The following is a 19,189-nucleotide window of genomic DNA, read 5'->3' as shown; positions in this document are numbered from 1 at the left end:
ATATTTTGTCAAAGAAATAAAAAATTATAGCAACCCTGCAGATATTTTGTCAACGGGGTTTTTTTCATAAAAAACGTAGATATTTGTCAAATCTTATGCATAAAGGGCATAAACACGCAAAAACCCCCATTCTTGGGGGATCACGCCCAAAAATAAGGGGGTTGTCTACTCGATTTACGTAATCAGTCCGCGGCGCATACCTTCGTTCGCTAGGCGAGCAAATTCGTCCAAACTGAGTGTTTCACCACGCCGGGTTGGATCGATCCCGATGTCAGTGAGCATCTGTATTACTTCATCCTTTTGGGTTTTAGGAAACAGTCCGTTCATTAGGTTGTTCAACAACGTCTTACGGCGCTGTGCAAACGAGCTGCGTACCACCCGGAAAAACACATCCTGGTCGTCTACTTCCACTGGCGGACGATCTCTTACCTTTAAGCGAATCACTGCCGAGTCTACATTCGGACGCGGAATGAACACACTTGCAGGCACTATCATCGCTACTTCTGTGTCTGCATAGAATTGAGCTGCGACTGAAAGAGAGCCATAGTCTTTCGTTCCTGGTTTGGCTGCAATTCTCTCTGCCACTTCCTTTTGAATCATGACCACAATGTTCTCGAGAGGCAATCTCTCTTCCAGCAGCTTCATCAGGATCGGTGTCGTCACATAGTAAGGCAGATTCGCCACTACGCTCAGCTTTTCCACTCCTGTCATCTTTTCTTCTATTAACTTCTTCAAATCCAGCTCCAGTACGTCCCCATGAACGACTTCAATATTTTCATAGGGTGACAGCGTGTCCTGCAAAATAGGCAGAAGACGCTGGTCGATTTCGATCGCCATCACTTTTTTGGCTACTCGTCCCAACTGCTCCGTCAGCGCACCGATACCGGGCCCGATTTCAATCGCTCCCTTTTCCTTGGTAAGGTCTGCCTCTGAAACAATGTTATGTAAAATATTGGTGTCTATCAGGAAGTTCTGGCCCAAACTCTTCTTAAAAGCAAAGCCGTACTTCTCCAATATTTCTTTTGTGCGCGTAGGTGTGGCAATATCCTTGCCCGCTATTTGGGTCATGGCTTACTCCCTCTCTTTGTTGATGGCCGCAATGGCCGCTTCGAATTCTGCTCGACTGATTTGGAAGGCATTGAGCCGCTGCAGCATTTGCTTGGCGTTGGCGTATCCGATCCCCAATGCTTCTCCCAGCTTAATTCTGCGTTCTTTGGCATCTACTCCGGACGTCAGGCCATTTGCCAACAGATCGTCAGAGGTAATCTCTCCAGCCGTTTCCGCCATTTCGGTACGTACTTCTGAGAGCGCACGAATAATCACGTCAGGTGTCGCGTTCTCAACGCCGATGTCGCCCTTTTTGGTCCCGTCCTCCTGGGTAATAAATGCGTGCTTGCAGCCTGGAACTGACTTGCTGATAATTTTTCGGATGCGCTCCCCTTGATAATCGGGGTCTGTAAAAATAATAACACCGCGTTTTTGTTGCGCCAGCCTGATTTTTTCAATCGTTCTTTTATGAATGGCAGAACCGCCAGTTTCAATCGTATCGGCATTAACCGCATGTTTGATTGCTGCGGTATCGTCTCGTCCTTCGACCACGATGACTTCCTTGATCTTCATCATGTGCTCCCACTTTCGTACAAAGTCGGTACAATACTAGTGTTCCAAAAAAAACCGTACCCAAAGCAAAAAATACATGTAACATTTGGTAAAACAGGATCGTCTAACTAACAAACAGCTTATCACAATAACCATGGAGGAAACAGAAGAACAGGAGCAATCGCTCCTGTCCTAAGGCTTCTGTGGTCCAATGATATATACAGTTTTGTTTCGCTTGCGACCGAATTTCCTCGCCTCGGATTCCGTGCCTACGAATACGTCGATTTTGCCACCTTTCATGGCACCACCCGTATCTTCAGCTCGACGATACCCAACACCTTCAATGTACACCCACCATCCATACGGAATGACTTTAGGATCTACAGCGATTGTGTGACCTGCCTTGGCTTTTACCCCTGTCGATGTGCGTCCATATCCTGGAGAGCTTGGGTGTTTGCCACCTCCCGAAGGAGTATATGCAGTCAGGGTAACCCCGTTCAGTACTTTTTTCGGCCTAAACACTTTTCCACCACGCGAGACCGGACCCGCTGCTGAAGCAACCAGGACCCGATCTGGTTGACCCTTTTTCTGCAACGTTGGGATTGCGGTACCCACGGCTACGACATTATCTTTCTTCGGTACAAGTACATCTCTTTTGACCAGATCACGGGAGACTTCTTTTCCATCTTCCATGACTAGCTTATAGTGTGCAATTGCCTTACCTTCTTGCCCGCTCTGTAATACGCGGGTCTTACCTTTTTCCAGCGCTGGATCATTTTTGCGTATTTCTTGAAAGTTGACTCGCTCATCGACTTTTACCATTTTCTCAACAACCCGCTTTACGCTGATCGAGGAGTCCTTGGTAAGTGTAGCGGTCAATGCCGGTTCTACCCGGTCCTTCTCACCTAGCACGATGCCGCCGTCCTTCAACGCACCAGCAACATCACGACTAAGTGTCTCTATCGTTTTTTTCTGCCCGTCAACCTGGATTGGTATGGACCAGGTCGTATATAAAGTAATGAGTGCTCCGTCTTTTAGCTGCGTCTCAGGTGTCGGTTGAAGGGAATCCTTTTCCGTTACCGTAATGTTCCGCTCGGTTAAGAACTGCTCAACGGTCTTGGCTTTTGTAGCGACCGTCTTGCTTTCTCCGTCCAACGAAAAAGTGACCTGTTTTGGCTGAGTAGCCTGGGCAGAGAAATAGCCAATCATGGGAACGAGCACAAGAGCAAGGCAGCCAAACATGACTAGCCCCCGATTCTTATACCTTTCCCATATCGCGCGTAACTCCATTTCCCACACTCCTTTTCCTAGAAAAGCGCAAGGCTCTTCTTGTCTAGCCAGGTAAGGGTCGATGTAATTGCACTAATATTCTGGAAGTGGCCGGTACTTCACAAGGTCGGCTTTGATTGTATTTCACTTTCCCGGCTTTGTCAAATTTACCCTCCCTCTTGGCTGAAACGATAATGGTATCAGACTAGCAAAATAGGCGTGGCGAATGGTAGCAGAAACCTGTCGAGAAGCCATGTCGGATGGACAATAATCGTTCGACACATTGTTCATCGTATGCGTCGACAAAATAGAGTAGAACCCGGTTACTTCACACAAAAAAAAACGGGAAATCACGTGATGAATCGTGATTTCCCGTTTTTATTAACCGTTCATGCGAAAAAGACGTCTGGCGTTGTCTGCGGTAATTTGTGCCATTTGCTCATAAGACAACCCATGAATGTTCGCCATTTCTTCACAGACGTAACGCACATATCCACTCTCATTTCGCTTTCCACGGAAAGGATGCGGAGTGAGATATGGGCAATCTGTCTCTATCAACAGCTTGTCTAGCGGTACCTTCGCTGCTACTTCTTTTGGCTGCTTGGCATTTTTGAATGTAAGCGGACCACCGAACGAAATATAAAAATTCATATCGAGTGCCTGCTTCGCTGTTTCCCAACTGCCAGAGAAGCAGTGCATGATGCCGCCAACATCTGCTGCCTTCTCTTCCTTGAGGATCGTCAGAACGTCATGGTGCGCATCGCGATTGTGGATGATGATCGGCATGTCGAGCTTGCGAGCCAGACGAATCTGCTTGCGGAATACCTCTGCCTGCACATCACGTGGCGACGTATCCCAGTAGTAGTCCAAGCCCATTTCTCCCAATCCCACTACTTTCGGATCACGACTGAGTTCCTCGATCCATTCTAGGTGTTCGTCTGTCATGTCCTTGGCGTCTTGTGGATGCCAACCGATGACGGCGTAAATAAAGTCATACGCATGAGCCAAATCCATGCAGGTTGGAATTGTCTCAGCGTTAAATCCGATGTTCACAATCGTACTGACGCCATTTTCTTGCGCACGAGCAATGACCTCTGCACGATCTTCATCGAATTCCTTCGCATTTAGATGAGCATGGGTTTCAAATAACAAGATGGGTCCTTCCTTTCCTTGCCCTCGTTACTTTACGATTGCTCCGTTTGGCATACTTGGGTCAACAGTCGCAAGTGTCAACTGATCTCCTGCTGATGCTGCCAGGATCATCCCTTGAGACAGCTCACCGCGAAGCTTCACTGGCTTCAGGTTAGCGACGAGGATCACTTTTTTGCCGACCATATCTTCCGGGGAGTAGTATTTCGCGATACCAGAAACAACCTGGCGCTTCTCGTAGCCGAGATCCAATTGCAGAACCAACAGTTTGTCAGCATTTGGATGCTTGGCACATTCCACTACCTGTGCGACGCGTAACTCTACTTTTCCAAAATCGTCGATGCTGATTTCCTCTTTTGCATCAGCCGGTTTGTCAGTTGCTTCTTCTGTTTGGTTGGTATTTGTTTCACTCACAGGTGCTTCCCCTTTCAAAGCTGCTTGCTTTTTCTTGTTTTCCTCCGCTTGGCGACGTGCTTCTGCTGTCGAATCGTCGATGAAAGCCAATTCCGCTTGAACATCCAGACGAGGGAAGAGCAGTTCCTTGCGGCTAACGGTGCTTCCAGCAGGCAATCCCCCCCATACACTTGCAGATTCCCAGTTGGTTGCTTCTTCATTGCCCAAAATACCTAGTTGATCCCAAATTTTCGCTGGTGCTTTGGTCATGAACGGTTGGATCAGCACGGAGCTAATGCGGATGCTTTCCACCAAATTGTACATGACAGTTGCCAGACGACCTTTGGTTTCTTCGGATTTTGCCAGATTCCAAGGCATGGTCTCGTCGATGTATTTGTTTGTACGTCCCACCAGCTCCCAGATGTGAGCCAGTGCATTGGAGAAGCGCATTTCTTCCATGTGCTCTTCCACCAGCTCCTTCGTTTTCATCGCGAGGCCAATTAAGCTGTCATCCGGCTCTCCTGCATCCTGTGGAGCTGGAACAATACCGTCGAAATATTTCTCAATCATCGTAGCGGTACGGCTCAGCAGGTTTCCGATGTCATTAGCCAAGTCGTAGTTCAGGCGTTGTACGAACGATTCTGGCGTGAAGATGCCATCCTGACCGAAGTTGATTTCACGAAGCAGGAAGTAGCGAACGCCGTCAGAACCGTAACGGTCGATCAAAACCTTCGGGTCAATGACATTGCCCTTGGATTTTGACATTTTTCCATCCGGCATCAGAAGCCAGCCATGACCAAAAATTTGTTTTGGCAACGGGATATCCAGTGCCATCAACAGGATTGGCCAGTAGATCGTATGGAAACGCAAAATGTCTTTTCCAACCATGTGAACATTGGCCGGCCAGAAGTTACGGTATTTGCTGTCGTCCTCGGACAAATAGCCGAGAGCAGAAATATAGTTCGTCAATGCATCAATCCATACGTAAATGACGTGCTCTGGATCGCTCGGTACCTTGATACCCCAGTCAAATGTACTGCGGGATACGGACAAATCCTGGAGGCCTGGCTTCAGGAAGTTGTTAATCATTTCGTTGCGGCGGCTCTCTGGTTGAATAAATTCAGGGTTTGCCTCGATGTGCGCAAGCAGTCTGTCTTGGTACTTGGACATGCGGAAGAAGTAGTTTTTCTCCTTCACTTTTTTCACTTCGCGACCACAGTCTGGGCAAGCATATCCGTTGTCTGTTTTCGCTTGGGTTTCTGTCCAGAAAGCCTCGCAAGGTACACAGTAGAAGCCCTCGTACTCGCCCAAATAAATATCGCCTTGGTCGAGCAGGCGCTGGAACACTTTTTGTACGACTTCTTTATGACGAGGCTCTGTAGTACGGATGAAATCGTCGTATGAGATGTCCAGCTTTTGCCACAGGTCCTTTACCCAATCGACAATCGGGTCGATGAATTCGAGCGGTTGTTTGCCATCTTCGGCTGCACGCTCTTGGAGCTTTTGACCATGCTCATCTGTCCCTGTCAGGTAATACACATCATAGCCGCGCAAACGCTTATAACGAGCCATAGCATCACACGCGATTGTGGTGTAGGCGTTACCAATGTGGAGTTTGTTACTTGGATAGTAGATCGGTGTTGTGATGTAATAAGTAGGTTTCATTGCAACTATTCCCCTCCTGTTTACGTTTATTAAAATAAGGAAAAGCCCACCCCAAAAAAATTGGGGCGAGCTCTATCTCGCGGTACCACCCAAATACTCCGTTCCCTCACGGAAAACGGACTTGGTGAGTCAAAACATGACTCTACCCGTAACGTGGGCTTACGTCACAAACTACTAGGTCTCGGTCAATGCCGTCACTGTTCATCTGCAAGACTCAGGGTCCATGTTCAGCTTGCTCACTTATACCGGTTCTCAGCTACCCCGGTTCTCTGAAATAAGGAGGATCGGCTTACTCTTCCCATCATGGTCGTTTGCTATCCATTGCTGTATTTATCCTCTATTGTACACGACCAACCTGTTTTGTAAACATCCTCGGCAAGCTCATTTTCCCGAGGAATTTTATTGCTCGCTTCACACCAACTTTACAAAATACAAGAAGAAAAGAGAAAACTTGGAGTTTTTGTCGAATCGCCATGTTGGGTTTCGACATTCGTCGACTAATTCGACACCCAATTCTTCCAGTAAATTTTATCCATAAAAATTTCCAGATCACTTCCAACACTTTGAGAAACACTGGTTTAACAGCATTTTCGTTTTGAAAAAACATTTTGCTTTTCAAGGAATTGTCAAAATCATGTTGACACCTTTGGGAATGGCTGGTATGATTATCCCAACAGAAAATGTCGAATATTGACGATAAATGATGAGTGTATAACAATAGCATCGACATATACAGATTTTGGGAGGAGATTTTAACTATGATGAAATCAACCGGTATCGTTCGCAAAGTAGATGAATTGGGTCGTGTTGTTATTCCAATCGAATTGCGCCGCACTCTGGGTATCGCTGAGAAAGATGCTTTGGAAATCTACGTTGACGGAGAGCGCATCATCCTGAAAAAGTATGAGCCTGCTTGTATCTTCTGTGGAAACGCTGACAAAGTATCTCATTTTAAAGGTAAAATCGTGTGCCAAGATTGCCTGACAGAAATGCCTGTTAAACGCTAATATCATTTGATTACATAAACATGCCTTTGTGGGACGAGCCCCACGAAGGCTATTTTTTCTTCAACAGCGCTCGGAAGAAGAACAGCCTGGGCGCATACAAATCAGAATAGACCACATCTGCCGGCATTTCAAAGGATACATCGCCAGAAAACTGTAGTCCAACCTCGGTCAAAACTTGCTGAAGTCGCTCTAGCTACCCTTCTCCCAAATACGTCCACAATATCCTGATAGATCGCTTCCTTAGACAGTATCCGATTATCGAGATCACAAGCGTGTACTTCTCGACAATGATCGGCCAAATAAAATTTGAATGGGTGGCATATCCCGCATGCCGAATCAAGCACAACGTCATTCGGAGTGGCAAACTGTTTGGCCCAGGCATATTCGTACGGTCTACTGTTCCATGTAACCGGCAGCGTAAATATGAAGTGATCGTCTTTTTCATCTGTATTCACAATAAAACGAGAATCACGAATACTCACTGCTGATCGCTCCTTCCATTCCTTCCGAAAACACCCTCAGCGCCCCTTACCATCGTATTCACGTACCCTGTCGACATGACGAAAAGAAAAAGCCGACCGTATCGGCCAGCTTTGCTCACTCATTACCCTCTATTCACGATGATACTCATTGTAAACATCTCGTTTGGATACGTTTCGATCATCGGCTGCTTGCTTGATGGCTTCCTTTTTCCCCATGCCTTGTGCGCAGTAATGATCCACGTGCTCCACGATACTCAGCGATTGCCACCAGGTATCATCGACTTCCGCTTCCAGCGGTCCGGTGTTCCCTTCGACAATGACACAAAACTCACCGCGCACCTCGCCGCTTCTGAGCCATTCCAGCAGCTCTTCCAACGTCCCACGTACAAATTCCTCGTAGCGTTTTGTCAGTTCTCTTGCCAAGACAGCTCGCCGATTCCCCCACGCTTCCCGCATGGCAGCAAGCGTCTTTTCCACTCGATGGGGAGCTTCATAAAAAATCAGCGTTTCTGGATATCGCTTCAGTCGTTCCAGCTCTTCGCGTCTTTCTTTGTTTTCGCGTCCCATAAATCCGCAAAATAGGAAGCGATCAGTAGGAAGACCGGAAGCAATCAAAGCTGTCAACGCCGCATTGGCACCTGGAACGGGGATGACAGAAAATCCCGCTGCGGTCGCATCTCGAACCAGCTCCGCACCCGGGTCGGAAATCGCCGGCAAGCCAGCGTCGCTTACCAAGGCGATCTTCTTACCCTCTGCAAGCCACTGCAACAACCCATTTCCACTTGCTTCCTTATTATGCTCGTGATAGCTGACCGTACGTTTTTCGATTTGAAAATGATTTAGCAGCTTTCTCGTCTGGCGCGTATCTTCACACGCAATGACATCGACTTCACGCAACGTATTTAGACACCGCACCGTCATATCATCGAGATTGCCAATGGGTGTAGCCACCAAATAAAGGACTCCTGCTTCTTCTGACGCAAAACTGCGTTGCACATTCATTCGGAGGCCCCTCCAATCAATTCTTCTTTTTTCTTGCGCGTTAATCGTTTGATGCTCTCTTCACGCTTGAGACCCCAGGAACGGTCTGCTCCTTCTTCCCAATAAAGCAGCTCCACTGGCCCTCGACCTCTTGTATACTTGGCACCTTTTCCTTCATTATGAGCAGCCAAGCGGCGGATCAGCTCTGTCGTATATCCGGTGTAGAGTGTCCCATCCGCACAAGAGAGGATGTAGACATAGTGACTCTTACTCGAGGGAATCTCGTCTGCCATAATAGATTTCCTGTAGTTCTTCACAGTATTGCTCTCCATTTTCATACACAATCAGCGGTGGCTGAATTCTCAGCTCCGGCTTTCCACCCCTTATTCCCTCGATCAGAACCATATTCGGCTCTGCTTCCCTACGCGGATAAACCAGACGCATCCGTTTCGGCTCGATGCCATATTGGCGCATAAGCGAAATGATGTCGATCAAACGTGTGGATCGATGCACGAGCGCCAGCTTTCCGCCGGTTTTTAGCAACTGACTCCCCACGCGAATGACATCCTCCAAGGACAGCATAATCTCATGACGGGCGATCGCAAAGTGCTCGCTGATGTTTTTCTCCCCACTGGTCGCAGGCATATACGGCGGATTGCACGTGATCAAATCAAAATTCCCGTGCCCAAACAAAGACACCGCATCCTTCACATCGCCATGATGCATCGTAATTCGTTCGTTCAAGCCATTCAATGTCACATTGCGGCTCGCCATGCTGAACAAACGCTCTTGAATTTCGATTCCATCAAAACTGGCTTCTGGCGTACGGGTGGTCATAATGAGCGGTATTGCTCCATTGCCCGTGCACATATCCAATACTTTTCCGCGCTTTGGCACCGATGCGAATCGTGCCAAAAGAACCGCGTCCATCGAAAAGCAAAACACTTCGTGGCTCTGGATTATTTTCATTTCATGCGTCAATAAATCATCGATGCGCTCTGTTTCGTAAAGCGGCACGTTGGTGACAGGTTCCATCTACGGCTCGTACTCCCTTTTGTTCTTGTCTTATTATTCCTATCCGGAAAAAAGCGACCTGACACGTGGCCCAGGTCGCTTTTTCATGTGGTGCTGGTTACTCACCGCTTATTTTTGAGGGCCGCCGCTCAGGAATGAGAGACAGAACAGGCAATCCCCTTCTTTTCGCAGGCTGCCGAAATGCACATTGCAGATATGAAATCCTTCCGCGTACAAACGGGCGAGGTTGTCATATCCTTCCCCGACCACTGCCTTTTTGGCTTTTTCCTTCGCGACAGGGCTTGTTCCCTTTTGTTTTGCTTGGGAGCCGGTCTTCTTCCTGTCTAGTCGGTTGCGAAGGTGCTGGTTTTCAACGAGTAATTGGGCGTTTTCCTCCATCAAAACAACGATGACGTCTTTCAGTTCACCAATTTCTTTATAAAGGTCACCAATACGTTCTTCAATGCTCGCCATCTTGACGAAGATTTCCCGTTTGTCCACTAGCTCACCTCTCCCCTACCCCCACGCTTTATTCAAAGGTGGGGAGACCTATCGCAATCTCATCCAATCCGAATTCGGTGACACGTTTGTCGATTGAAAGCTCTACTTGGACAGATTGGTCAAGTACGTTTACGGAAACGACTCGTCCATTCCCCATCGGGGTGTTGACCATTTTGCCAACATCTGGCATCTCATCCTTCGAGCTTTCATAGTTGTCGTTCTCGTATTTTAAACAGCACATCAACCGGCCGCACAGACCAGAGATTTTGGCTGGATTCAACGAAAGATTTTGGTCCTTGGCCATTTTGATCGAGACAGGCTCGAAATCGCCGAGGAACGTCGAACAGCAAAGCAACCTGCCACAAGGCCCGATCCCGCCGAGCATTTTGGCTTCGTCACGTACACCAATCTGGCGAAGCTCAATCCGGGTACGGAATACGGAGGCGAGGTCTTTTACCAGCTCACGGAAATCAACCCTGCCGTCAGCAGTAAAATAAAAGATAATCTTGTTGCGGTCAAACGTGTATTCCACATCGACCAGCTTCATATCGAGCTTATGCTCTTTGATCTTCGTCTGACATACAGCAAAAGCATTCTTGGCGGCTTGCTTGTTTTCATCCACCTGTTTTGCATCTCGCTCGTCTGCCATCCGAATGACCTTTTTCAGCGGCAATACGACATCAGACTCAGCCACTTCTTTTTTGCCAATGACGACCTTGCCAAACTCGACCCCTCGCGCCGTCTCAACGATGACGGTGCAGTCTTGCTCAATCGGCAGTCGGTCAGGGTCGAAGTAATATATTTTGCCCGCTTTCTTAAAGCGGACCCCAACAACCTCGTACAAGGGTTATCCCTCCTGGAATTGAAGAACCAACCGCTCAAGAGCCAACTGTGCGTTGGCATTTCGCTCTATCCGATTTTTCGTCTCCATGACCAAATCTATCCCACGCAAGAGCTCAGCTTTTGTCCATACCAGTGCTTGTCCTTGCAGCACATCCTGTTGGTCGCTGTTAATGAGATGGGCATGCCTGCCTACTTGCAAATACAGGATATCGCGCAGCCAAAGGATGAGCAAATCTAAAAAGAGGGGTAGTTCCTCTTTACTTTTGTCGCTCTTTTGCAACATATCATGGATCGTTAAGAGTGCAGATGAATTGCGCTGTTTGCACTCCTGCACCAATTGTATCACTAGATTTCTTAGCTGTGCAAACGATTCTGATTGGCTGAGTGTCATGGCTTCTTCCACATTTGTCGTAATGTGGGAAGCAACCTGCGCCATTCCCGCCAAAACGCCCTCTGCACGCAACTTTTCCGCAATCGATTCTGCAGAAAGTGGTGAAAATTGAACGATTTGGCATCGAGATAAAATCGTAGGAAGAATCGCATGGCTGTGCTCTGTCAAAAGCAGTGCCAGTACACCAGCGGGCGGTTCCTCCAGAAACTTGAGCAGACTGTTGGCAGCCTGTGTCGTCATTTTATCGACGTGCTCGATGATATATACCTTGCGTGACGACTCGACGGCGCGCATCGCCATTTCTTTTTGCAGCGAACGGATCTGGTCGATTTTAATCGAAGCCCCATCAGGCGTAATAAACAACACATCCGGGTGATTGCCACCCTCTATGCGCCTGCATGTAACACAGGCCCCGCAGGCGTCTGCCTCCCTTTCCGTACAAAAAAGGGACTTCGCCAGATGCAGGGCCATCTGCTTTTTACCTGAACCTTTGGGACCCGCCAGCAAGTAGGCGTGTGCCAATCGTTCGTTGCGCAAACTATGATACAGCAGTTCCTGTGCTCGTGGCTGCTGAGAAAAACGGGTCCATGTCATGATGGTTTCACACCTACTAAAAATACAAATTGATCAACATGCCGCGGATTTCGCCAATCCTGGCTAACAAATCAATCGTTGGTGCCTGCTCGCTCAAGAGCTCATCTGTCAGTTTGAGCAGCTCTGCATCTACCTCTTTGACGATTTTGTACAGCCTGCTGCGGCCACGCCGATTCATTCCTCGTCTATCGTCCAAGGCAATGCCGAACTTCACAGCCTCTTCCATGAACTGTTTGACGAGATTTTTATAAGCATAGAAATCACGAACGGCGCGGGAACGAGCAAGAATCTGTCCCTGCCTGTCTATGTCTGTCAGTAGCCGGGTAAGCTTTTCCTGAGACATACGTTCGTCTTCTCCTTGAATCATCGTGCCAAAATTCAGCTTTTCCAGTTGAGGATTCTTGCGTGAATCCGCCGTTTTAATCAAGTCCAGTTTAGGCCGTAACCCATCACTGATTTTCATATCGCCACCTCCGTCGCCCGATCCAATACAGGGTTTATCCCCGTGAGATCAAGTATATACGAAAGTTGCGAAAAAAGAGAGAAGGAACCACGTTAAAATGAGTGGAACTCTCCGACATCCAATACAAATACTGCCGCACCACCCACCTGTACCTCCAGCGGATATGGCATGAACGAGTCTACAGCATTACTGAGTGGAGAGACGGGAGTGACCATTTGTTTGCGGGATTTGCAATTATGCGCAATGATGTCGATTACTTCCGGTACGCTTTCGTCAGACGTACCGATCAAAAAAGTTGTGTTACCGGCGCGTAAAAAGCTACCTGTACTAGCCAGCTTCGTAGCACGAAAACCTTTTTTCACCAGCTGTTGAGACAGACGACCACTATCTTTATCTTGGACGACCGCAACTACCATTTTCATCGGCTATCACCCTTTCTCCCATGATCAATTCCCCATTTGACTTCTTCATTGTATGAAAAACGCGTAGGCTTGGTACGTTATTTTGCTTAAACATATTATACAGCATGTACATCATTCTGCGGTACAGGGAACCTTATAATCTGTCTAGCAGTACCTGTAGGGCTGATTGATATACATGTTCCATCGGCTGCTCGGCATCAATGACGACAAAGCGCTCCGGGTCGCGTTCCATTACCAGTTGATACCCTTCCCGAACAAGCTCATGGAAACGCATTCCTTCCAAATCGAGACGATTCACTTCGCGTCCACGGGAGGCATTAATCCGTGCCAATCCAGTTTCGGGCTGTACATCAAAGAATAAGGTCAATTCCGGCATGCAGTCACCGACAGCAAATCGGTTAATCTGATAGACAGCATCAATGCCCAATCCCCGCGCATGTCCTTGATAGGCGAGACTACTGTCGATAAAACGGTCGCATAGTACCAGCTTGCCCTCTGCTAAGGCAGGTAACACCTTTTCGGCCAAATGCTGGCCACGTGCTGCTGCATACAAGAGAGCCTCCGTTCTTTCATCCATCTGTGTGTGGGCCGGATTCAAAATAATTTCCCGGATTTTTTCAGCGATATCAATTCCACCGGGCTCACGCGTCAAAAGTACATCGACTCCCCGCGCCTTCAGCTCTTCGTACAGCTTGGCGATGACGGTGGATTTCCCGGCCCCTTCTCCGCCTTCTATCGTAATAAATCGGCCTTTCTTTCCTGTTGCCACTTCCATACTCCTTCCACCCCTGTTGTAGCAGGCCAGTTGCTTAGATTATTGTAAAACCTGTATCGTTTGTAGCTGGTCGTCCTGTACGCCATGGAACCGCGTTTGTCCTCTCGCCAATTCCTTCAGCATCGCCAGACTTTCTTCATCGATTCGCTCGCCTGGCACCAGCACCGGAATCCCTGGCGGATATGGAATCACCATCTCTGCCACAATGCGTCCCAGAGCCTGCTCCAAAAGAATCGACTCCCTCGGGCAATCAACAGCTTCATGCATTGGCAATGCCTGCTCGCGCAAATAATGGGAAGACACGACTCCCGTCAAAAGAACGCGCTCCTCCCCCGGTTCTACTTGTGGTGCCATCGATTCAAGCAGCTTCCACAAAGCATCCAGGTCACGGGAGGAGGTTCCTGTCGAGGCTGCGAGGAGTACATGAGAGTCATCCGCCAGCTCCGAGAAAATCCCGTGCTTTTCCATCCATTTCTGTAAATCAAATCCACTGAATTGGGCCGTTCGCAAGTGGAAAAACAGCTTCAACGGGTCAAGCGTAGCGTATACGCTGTTCGTGGACAGTCGCGGCCAATCCAGCCACTCCAGTCGATCGAGTCGCTCCCGAAACTTGTCCAAAAGCGGCAACAACCTGTTCCACTCCTCGCTCGCCTCCAACGCCAGATGACGTCTGGCTACATCGAGTGAGGCCATTAGCACATACGACGGGCTGGAAGACTGAAGCATGGCGAGATGGCGGAACAACCGTTCACGATCAATCCGCTCTCCCTGAATATGCAGCATCGAGGACATCGTCATTGCCGTTCCCATTTTGTGTGTCGATTGAACCGAAGCATCCGCACCTTCCTGCATAGCAGAACGCGGAAAGGCAGGATGGAACCCGTAGTGGGCACCGTGAGCTTCGTCTATCAAAAGCGGTATGTCAAACCGATGGACCGTCGCCGCCATTTTCGCCAAATCGATACCCATTCCATAATAGGTCGGATTCGTCAAAAAAACGGCCTTGGCATCGGGGTGTGCAAGCATCGCACGCTCTACATCTTCGCGCCTTACACCCGCAGCGACTCCTGTTGCCAGATCGACAGCAGGCACTAAAAAGATCGGGGTTGCTCTCGCCATCATAATGCCGTTGAATACAGACTTATGGCAATTGCGTTGTACGAGAATCTTGTCGCCCGGTCTGCATACTGTCATGATGAGAGCGATATTTCCTACTGTACTTCCTCCGATCAAAAACTTGGTCTGTTCCGCATGGAAGGCTTGCGCCGCCAAAGCCTGCGCTTCTGCAATGACACCCTGTGGCTGATGTAGGTCATCTGTCCCGCTAATTTCCGTTACGTCCAGCTCCAAGATGTCTTGAAAGCGCTTTTTAGCATGGTTGTCAAAGCTGTGGCCCATTTTATGTCCTGGCACATGAAACGGATGCGGCCGATGCTTGGCGTGCCGTTCAAGCTGTTCATAAAGGGGCGCACGCTTTTGTCGCTCCCGAAATTCAACATCTCTCTCCAACACGCGCGACTCACGTCCTTTATTTTTATTCCCCTATTTTAGCATGATTTGGACATGCATGAGTCCAGCAAAAAAAAGACACCGGAATGCACCGATGCCTTCTTTCTTCACGCATCTTTTCGCAACCAAATGCGTCTCATCTGATGAATAAAAAATGGATACTTTTCATCCTGTACATCGGTATTGACCATTTCCTGTTCGCACCGTTGACAGATAAACTGCTCACAAATGGCGATTCCGTCATTCTGCTCCTGTTCACAGACGATACATCGCTGAGCAACTTTTTCCATAGTGAAAACGCCTGCCCTTTTCCTCAATATACCAACCATTATACCCTATTATAGTCAGCATCATTCCCAAACGTTCGTGTTTTCGCCGATAGCTCGGTAGGCTTGGAAGTAGGACTGGGCTTCCTGCACAGGGAAGCAAGCTGCTGCATCAATGACATAGGACTGCCTCATTCCGTTAACCAGCTCTGATAACGGCAGCTCTGCAATGGTCGTTCCCGCGGCATTTCCGATCACGAGCAAGTCCGCATCCTTTACAGCATCCTGCCACGAATCGTATAGCGTCCAACCCGTCATCCTTTTGTTCGGAATTGGCTTGTCCTTCCCCGTGTACACTGCAACGTCTTTTTCAGCCAACCAGTCAGAAGACATATGCTCCCATAGCGAGTCCTCTCCCCAAAGTACGATCCGCTGTATATTCGCTTTCTGTAGAACGAACCTGCATTCTTTTTCAAGCCATCGAACGATGAGGGAAGAGTCTTGGCGGGAAGAGTAGAGCCAGCCTTGACCGATTCGTTTGTCCATACTGAGCGCGCGACTGACTTGCAGCAGAGAAATTCCTTTTTCATCGCAACTGGCACCAAGCTCGATATAAAACCGCTCCTTCCACGCCAAATAGCGAGGGAATTGACGAAGCGCTTCATCCACCTCGCGCATCCCGCATACCATCGTCACCAGTGAGCAGCGAGCAAGCTGCTTACAGAGGAACCGCATCCACCTTCCATTGGGTTCCCCTCCAAGCAAAGCTCGCTCGTGGGTAAATAACGCCATGCGAATGATCTCATACTCCCCCGTACGCGCGTACTGAGTATGTAAAGTATTCGCCCAGTCGTATGGCACGTCGCTTCCGTAGACAAGCGTGAGCCATGGCCCCGTTCCCTGCTGTTGCATCCTTTCCTGCAAAAGCTTGCCATCAGTCTCTTTTGTCAGTAGAAATCCATCGGCAACTTCATCTGAGGAATCTGTTTGGTAAACTGACAGCACAATCCCACACGCTCCGAGCTCCTTGCCGAATCTGGTTACGACCTCCTCTGAAATGACCCATAGCCTCACGCTTTCTTTCCCTCCACATCACGCTCTACCGATTCATTTCCCCTATCATTCCTTTTATCCTGCCCATAACAAAAAGCCGTCAATCCAGTCATGCTAGACAAACGGCTTGTTTCATTCATTGTATGAGCTTTCTCAAGATTTGCGACTGTGCGATAATGGAAACGCAGACTTTCATTCATCCAGACTGCTGTAAAAGGAAGTGACTTTTCATGAAGGAAACCGCCGCCCATACGATCTATAGCTACAAGCTGCTCTATCGTTTTCGCTGGCGATTCGTCGGCTACCTTTTTCAACTGTTGTTAATTGGCTTGTCCCTTATTTCGCACTCATTCTTGCTACAAGTCCCGGCTTATACGCTGATTGTGACGTTAGCGATTCTACCTGTAATACCAATCTGTCATTTGGTTTTATTTCGACTGTATGCCCTTCTGCGCGGCCACAAGCCAAAGACAACTGCCGATATGCTCGTCTCTCCGTGGTGGGGTGCTGGGTATCCACTTCCCATCCCGCTATCGGTCTATCGGGGCAGTGAGCTCACGGTAATCGCGGGAAGTATGGCGATAGCAGCCGGGGCTTTTGTGTGGCTTTCGAAAGGATACGCGCTCACCTTGATCACCGGAACGTTGATCGTTGCGCTGCCACGCCTCCTCGCCCTCCTTGCTTCCTTTCGTCAGCCAAGTCGCAGCCGGGTGAAATACGAGGATCGCGGCGTTGCTTTTTTGCTTACCGATGGATAACCGAATCGATACACCTTTACATAACCCATAGCTTGATGACAATTAACGCCGCCAATCCAGGCAAACGGAGAAGTCCGACGAGCAGAGCCGTCACCGGGTTGATCGGGATATGGAAGTTAGCCAACTCTCCAACCAGATTAGTGAAAAACAGCAATAGTGCGCCAATCACGACTTGCATGATCCCAAATCCAATCCACCTGATCGGGCCCGTGACAGATTTGCTGGCGGCAATCACCAGCAATATTCCAACTACAATCAGTGCTATAACCCACCCTGTAGTCATCGGCTTTTCCTCCTATGCCTGTTGGCGATTCCTCTCGCGCTTTGCTTGCCCGAGCAAATACATATACCGCTTTTCTGTCACATGCAAATAATAAATGACATCATCCAAACCGCCATCCGGTTCACTGATCTCCGCAAGATGGCGGGCATGCTGCCAATCCATTCGCGCCTGATTGACTGCCATATCCAAGCTCGCCTCATTCCATTCCACCACGAACCGCGCTTTTTTTCTCCACCTACTCACCTGCAAGCTTCCCCCTCAGTGAAAGTAGTAAAGTACTCCTGTCATGTTGTTAACTGCATGCAACAAAACCGCTCCCCAGATCGATTGGTACCGATGTCGAACGAATCCGAGTAAAAGTCCAATGACAAAAAGCGGAGCAAACAGAGCGAGATCCATATGCAGGAGCCCAAACCAGAGACTGCTCAGGAAGATACCCATAATGGGCCCGATTCTCTGAACCAGATAAGTCTGAATCACGCCACGAAACAAAATCTCCTCCGCAATCGGAACCAATATGCCAATGACCAGAAGTGAGGTGAGCGCCGCCAAAATATCCGTTTCTTTCGCCTGCACAATCTCTTTTTCGATCTGCTGCTCTCGTTCTGATGACAGAGACAGTCCAAACCAGTCCGCAATCGGGTTCGTCACCACCGCATCCAGCACCAGTGCAATTAAAAGAAACAGAGCAGCGAGCATCAACAGCATCCGGCCTAGTTGTACAGGTCGGCGAACGCCGATTTCCCCCAGTCGTCCACGAAACCACAGCGGAATCAAAATCAACAGGAACAGTTGGAAGATAGCTGATTCCAATATCCCTCCAATCGTACCGGTGGAAAAGAAGGTACCTTCCAGTAAAAACCCATACAACAACAGTACGCCCGTTTGAAACACATGCAGCCAAGCCACAATATGCAGTACATCATTCCCTGTAAGCTCGTCATATTGCCATAGCCATGACGTCTTCTGCCGTCTTTCTCGGAGCAAGCTCACAATGAAACCAACAGTCGCAATGAAGCTGAATACCGTCACTGCAAATGCAAGTAATCCTAGCCATACCTCCGGTTGCCCGACAGTGGTAGCAACCCATTTTCCGTCTTCACCCTTGTGAAAACGAATCATGGATAACTCCGCAGCAAACATGAGCCAATACCCAATAAACAGCATGATCGCCCATGGAGTGGACTTTTGTCGCCGTATCCCACTCGCAAGCGACAGTCCTGGTCCTGTCAGCATCTCCTCACGCTCCTATTTCACTGTATGTCTCGTCCATTCAAAAAAGTCCGGCATTTCTATCCGGATTGCAAAGCTTTTATCTGTGCTTCTGCTACTTGCTTGAGATATTCATTGCGCGTCCGCAAAAACCGCGTCATATACACCTTCAAGAACAACCAATCCGCGAGCTTCCCCAAGATACCCAGCGGAGATGTGTAGTCAAATATATCGATCATTCTCGTCTGATTGTCCGTTATCGGAATGAACTCATGCGTGTGATGAAACCGTTTGAATGCACCAGAAACCATCTCATCCACGAAATAGCGCGGTTCCTCCATCTCTGTGATTTTCACCGTCAAATTTTGCTTGATACCGAAGTGAATGGCTTCCCAGGTAACCGTCTCCCCCAGGTTGATCAGTCCGCTCGTAACTCCTCCAACCGCTCTCTCCTTCGTGCTGGCGGTCGATTCCATATGCAAATCAATGCTTCTGGCAGCATCGAAGCAGACCTGTCGCGGAGCATCTATCAAAAACTCCATACGAATAACCGGCATACT

General features: G+C 48.6%; 24 protein-coding genes and 1 other annotated feature. Of the genes, 2 read left to right on the top strand and 22 right to left on the bottom strand.

Annotation, left to right across the window (positions count from 1 at the left end):
• Nucleotides 1-174: 174 nt before the first annotated feature.
• From rsmA to metG, 5 genes are all read right to left on the bottom strand, one after another.
• A complete protein-coding gene (gene rsmA, locus ASG16_RS01370; RefSeq protein WP_056495949.1) occupies nt 175-1,068 on the bottom strand; it encodes a 16S rRNA (adenine(1518)-N(6)/adenine(1519)-N(6))-dimethyltransferase RsmA in 894 nt (297 codons plus the stop codon).
• 3 nt (nt 1,069-1,071) lie between these two features.
• Nucleotides 1,072-1,620 (bottom strand): ribonuclease M5, encoded by a 549-nt coding sequence (rnmV, locus tag ASG16_RS01365; RefSeq protein ID WP_056496133.1) that lies wholly within the window; start codon nt 1,618-1,620, stop codon nt 1,072-1,074.
• A 171-nt stretch (nt 1,621-1,791) separates the two neighbouring features.
• Nucleotides 1,792-2,889: a resuscitation-promoting factor gene (locus tag ASG16_RS01360; RefSeq protein WP_056495952.1), complete on the bottom strand. Its 1,098-nt coding sequence runs from the start codon at nt 2,887-2,889 to the stop codon at nt 1,792-1,794.
• A gap of 360 nt (nt 2,890-3,249) precedes the next feature.
• The gene (locus ASG16_RS01355; RefSeq protein ID WP_056495955.1) at nt 3,250-4,020 is read right to left on the bottom strand and encodes a TatD family hydrolase; all 771 of its coding nucleotides are present in this window, start codon (nt 4,018-4,020) and stop codon (nt 3,250-3,252) included.
• A 27-nt stretch (nt 4,021-4,047) separates the two neighbouring features.
• Nucleotides 4,048-6,075: a methionine--tRNA ligase gene (metG, locus tag ASG16_RS01350; protein ID WP_056495958.1), complete on the bottom strand. Its 2,028-nt coding sequence runs from the start codon at nt 6,073-6,075 to the stop codon at nt 4,048-4,050.
• 58 nt (nt 6,076-6,133) lie between these two features.
• Nucleotides 6,134-6,389: a binding site (T-box leader), on the bottom strand.
• Nucleotides 6,390-6,833: 444 nt separating this feature from the next.
• Between metG and ASG16_RS01340 the strand changes: the two genes are divergently transcribed.
• The gene (locus ASG16_RS01340) at nt 6,834-7,082 is read left to right on the top strand and encodes an AbrB/MazE/SpoVT family DNA-binding domain-containing protein (protein ID WP_007719913.1); all 249 of its coding nucleotides are present in this window, start codon (nt 6,834-6,836) and stop codon (nt 7,080-7,082) included.
• Nucleotides 7,083-7,210: 128 nt separating this feature from the next.
• Here ASG16_RS01340 and ASG16_RS01335 read toward each other — a convergent pair whose 3' ends face one another.
• From ASG16_RS01335 to ASG16_RS01275, 13 genes are all read right to left on the bottom strand, one after another.
• Nucleotides 7,211-7,564, bottom strand: coding sequence for a hypothetical protein (locus tag ASG16_RS01335; protein ID WP_241970668.1), 354 nt, complete (start codon nt 7,562-7,564; stop codon nt 7,211-7,213).
• 129 nt (nt 7,565-7,693) lie between these two features.
• Nucleotides 7,694-8,566, bottom strand: a complete 873-nt coding sequence (rsmI, locus tag ASG16_RS01330) for a 16S rRNA (cytidine(1402)-2'-O)-methyltransferase (protein WP_056495964.1) — start codon at nt 8,564-8,566, stop codon at nt 7,694-7,696.
• Nucleotides 8,563-8,838 carry a GIY-YIG nuclease family protein gene (locus ASG16_RS01325; protein ID WP_007719905.1) on the bottom strand — a complete coding sequence of 92 codons (276 nt, stop codon included), beginning with the start codon at nt 8,836-8,838 and terminating at the stop codon, nt 8,563-8,565. The genes rsmI and ASG16_RS01325 overlap by 4 nt, the downstream gene beginning before the upstream one ends.
• Complete coding sequence (locus ASG16_RS01320) at nt 8,813-9,580, bottom strand: tRNA1(Val) (adenine(37)-N6)-methyltransferase (protein WP_048035556.1); 768 nt, start codon at nt 9,578-9,580, stop codon at nt 8,813-8,815. Before ASG16_RS01320 ends, ASG16_RS01325 begins: the two co-directional genes overlap by 26 nt.
• A 108-nt stretch (nt 9,581-9,688) precedes the next feature.
• Complete coding sequence (gene yabA / locus ASG16_RS01315; RefSeq protein WP_012683858.1) at nt 9,689-10,060, bottom strand: DNA replication initiation control protein YabA; 372 nt, start codon at nt 10,058-10,060, stop codon at nt 9,689-9,691.
• A 28-nt stretch (nt 10,061-10,088) separates the two neighbouring features.
• Nucleotides 10,089-10,904: a PSP1 domain-containing protein gene (locus ASG16_RS01310; protein WP_048035555.1), complete on the bottom strand. Its 816-nt coding sequence runs from the start codon at nt 10,902-10,904 to the stop codon at nt 10,089-10,091.
• 3 nt (nt 10,905-10,907) lie between these two features.
• Nucleotides 10,908-11,888, bottom strand: coding sequence for a DNA polymerase III subunit delta' (holB, locus tag ASG16_RS01305; protein WP_056495967.1), 981 nt, complete (start codon nt 11,886-11,888; stop codon nt 10,908-10,910).
• A 16-nt stretch (nt 11,889-11,904) separates the two neighbouring features.
• The gene (locus ASG16_RS01300; RefSeq protein ID WP_056495969.1) at nt 11,905-12,351 is read right to left on the bottom strand and encodes a YaaR family protein; all 447 of its coding nucleotides are present in this window, start codon (nt 12,349-12,351) and stop codon (nt 11,905-11,907) included.
• A gap of 92 nt (nt 12,352-12,443) precedes the next feature.
• Nucleotides 12,444-12,773, bottom strand: coding sequence for a cyclic di-AMP receptor DarA (darA, locus tag ASG16_RS01295; RefSeq protein WP_007719896.1), 330 nt, complete (start codon nt 12,771-12,773; stop codon nt 12,444-12,446).
• Between the two features lie 133 nt (nt 12,774-12,906).
• Nucleotides 12,907-13,548 carry a dTMP kinase gene (gene tmk, locus ASG16_RS01290; protein ID WP_056495972.1) on the bottom strand — a complete coding sequence of 214 codons (642 nt, stop codon included), beginning with the start codon at nt 13,546-13,548 and terminating at the stop codon, nt 12,907-12,909.
• A 39-nt stretch (nt 13,549-13,587) separates the two neighbouring features.
• A complete protein-coding gene (locus ASG16_RS01285; RefSeq protein WP_056495975.1) occupies nt 13,588-15,060 on the bottom strand; it encodes an aminotransferase class I/II-fold pyridoxal phosphate-dependent enzyme in 1,473 nt (490 codons plus the stop codon).
• A gap of 104 nt (nt 15,061-15,164) precedes the next feature.
• Nucleotides 15,165-15,347, bottom strand: coding sequence for a sigma factor G inhibitor Gin (locus ASG16_RS01280; RefSeq protein WP_007719893.1), 183 nt, complete (start codon nt 15,345-15,347; stop codon nt 15,165-15,167).
• 60 nt (nt 15,348-15,407) lie between these two features.
• On the bottom strand, nt 15,408-16,397 hold the full coding sequence (locus ASG16_RS01275) for a hypothetical protein (RefSeq protein WP_056495978.1): 990 nt from the start codon (nt 16,395-16,397) through the stop codon (nt 15,408-15,410).
• A 209-nt stretch (nt 16,398-16,606) separates the two neighbouring features.
• Here ASG16_RS01275 and ASG16_RS01270 point away from each other — a divergent pair, with 209 nt between their 5' ends.
• Nucleotides 16,607-17,134: a hypothetical protein gene (locus ASG16_RS01270; RefSeq protein WP_056495981.1), complete on the top strand. Its 528-nt coding sequence runs from the start codon at nt 16,607-16,609 to the stop codon at nt 17,132-17,134.
• Between the two features lie 16 nt (nt 17,135-17,150).
• On the opposite strand, the gene ASG16_RS01265 is transcribed toward ASG16_RS01270, so the two are convergent.
• Genes ASG16_RS01265 through ASG16_RS01250 form a run of 4 tightly spaced genes read right to left on the bottom strand, consistent with a single transcriptional unit; the run spans nt 17,151 to nt 19,186 of the window.
• A complete protein-coding gene (locus ASG16_RS01265; protein ID WP_007719887.1) occupies nt 17,151-17,417 on the bottom strand; it encodes a pro-sigmaK processing inhibitor BofA family protein in 267 nt (88 codons plus the stop codon).
• Between the two features lie 12 nt (nt 17,418-17,429).
• Nucleotides 17,430-17,660 (bottom strand): DUF2508 family protein, encoded by a 231-nt coding sequence (locus tag ASG16_RS01260; protein WP_056495984.1) that lies wholly within the window; start codon nt 17,658-17,660, stop codon nt 17,430-17,432.
• 15 nt (nt 17,661-17,675) lie between these two features.
• A complete protein-coding gene (locus ASG16_RS01255) occupies nt 17,676-18,653 on the bottom strand; it encodes a CPBP family intramembrane glutamic endopeptidase (RefSeq protein WP_056495987.1) in 978 nt (325 codons plus the stop codon).
• 56 nt (nt 18,654-18,709) lie between these two features.
• Nucleotides 18,710-19,186 carry an SRPBCC family protein gene (locus ASG16_RS01250; protein WP_056495992.1) on the bottom strand — a complete coding sequence of 159 codons (477 nt, stop codon included), beginning with the start codon at nt 19,184-19,186 and terminating at the stop codon, nt 18,710-18,712.
• Nucleotides 19,187-19,189: the final 3 nt, after the last annotated feature.

It is taken from the genome of Brevibacillus sp. Leaf182 (assembly GCF_001423865.2).
In the GTDB taxonomy this organism is placed as follows: domain Bacteria; phylum Bacillota; class Bacilli; order Brevibacillales; family Brevibacillaceae; genus Brevibacillus; species Brevibacillus brevis_C.
This window is presented reverse-complemented; position numbering and strand designations above follow the sequence as displayed.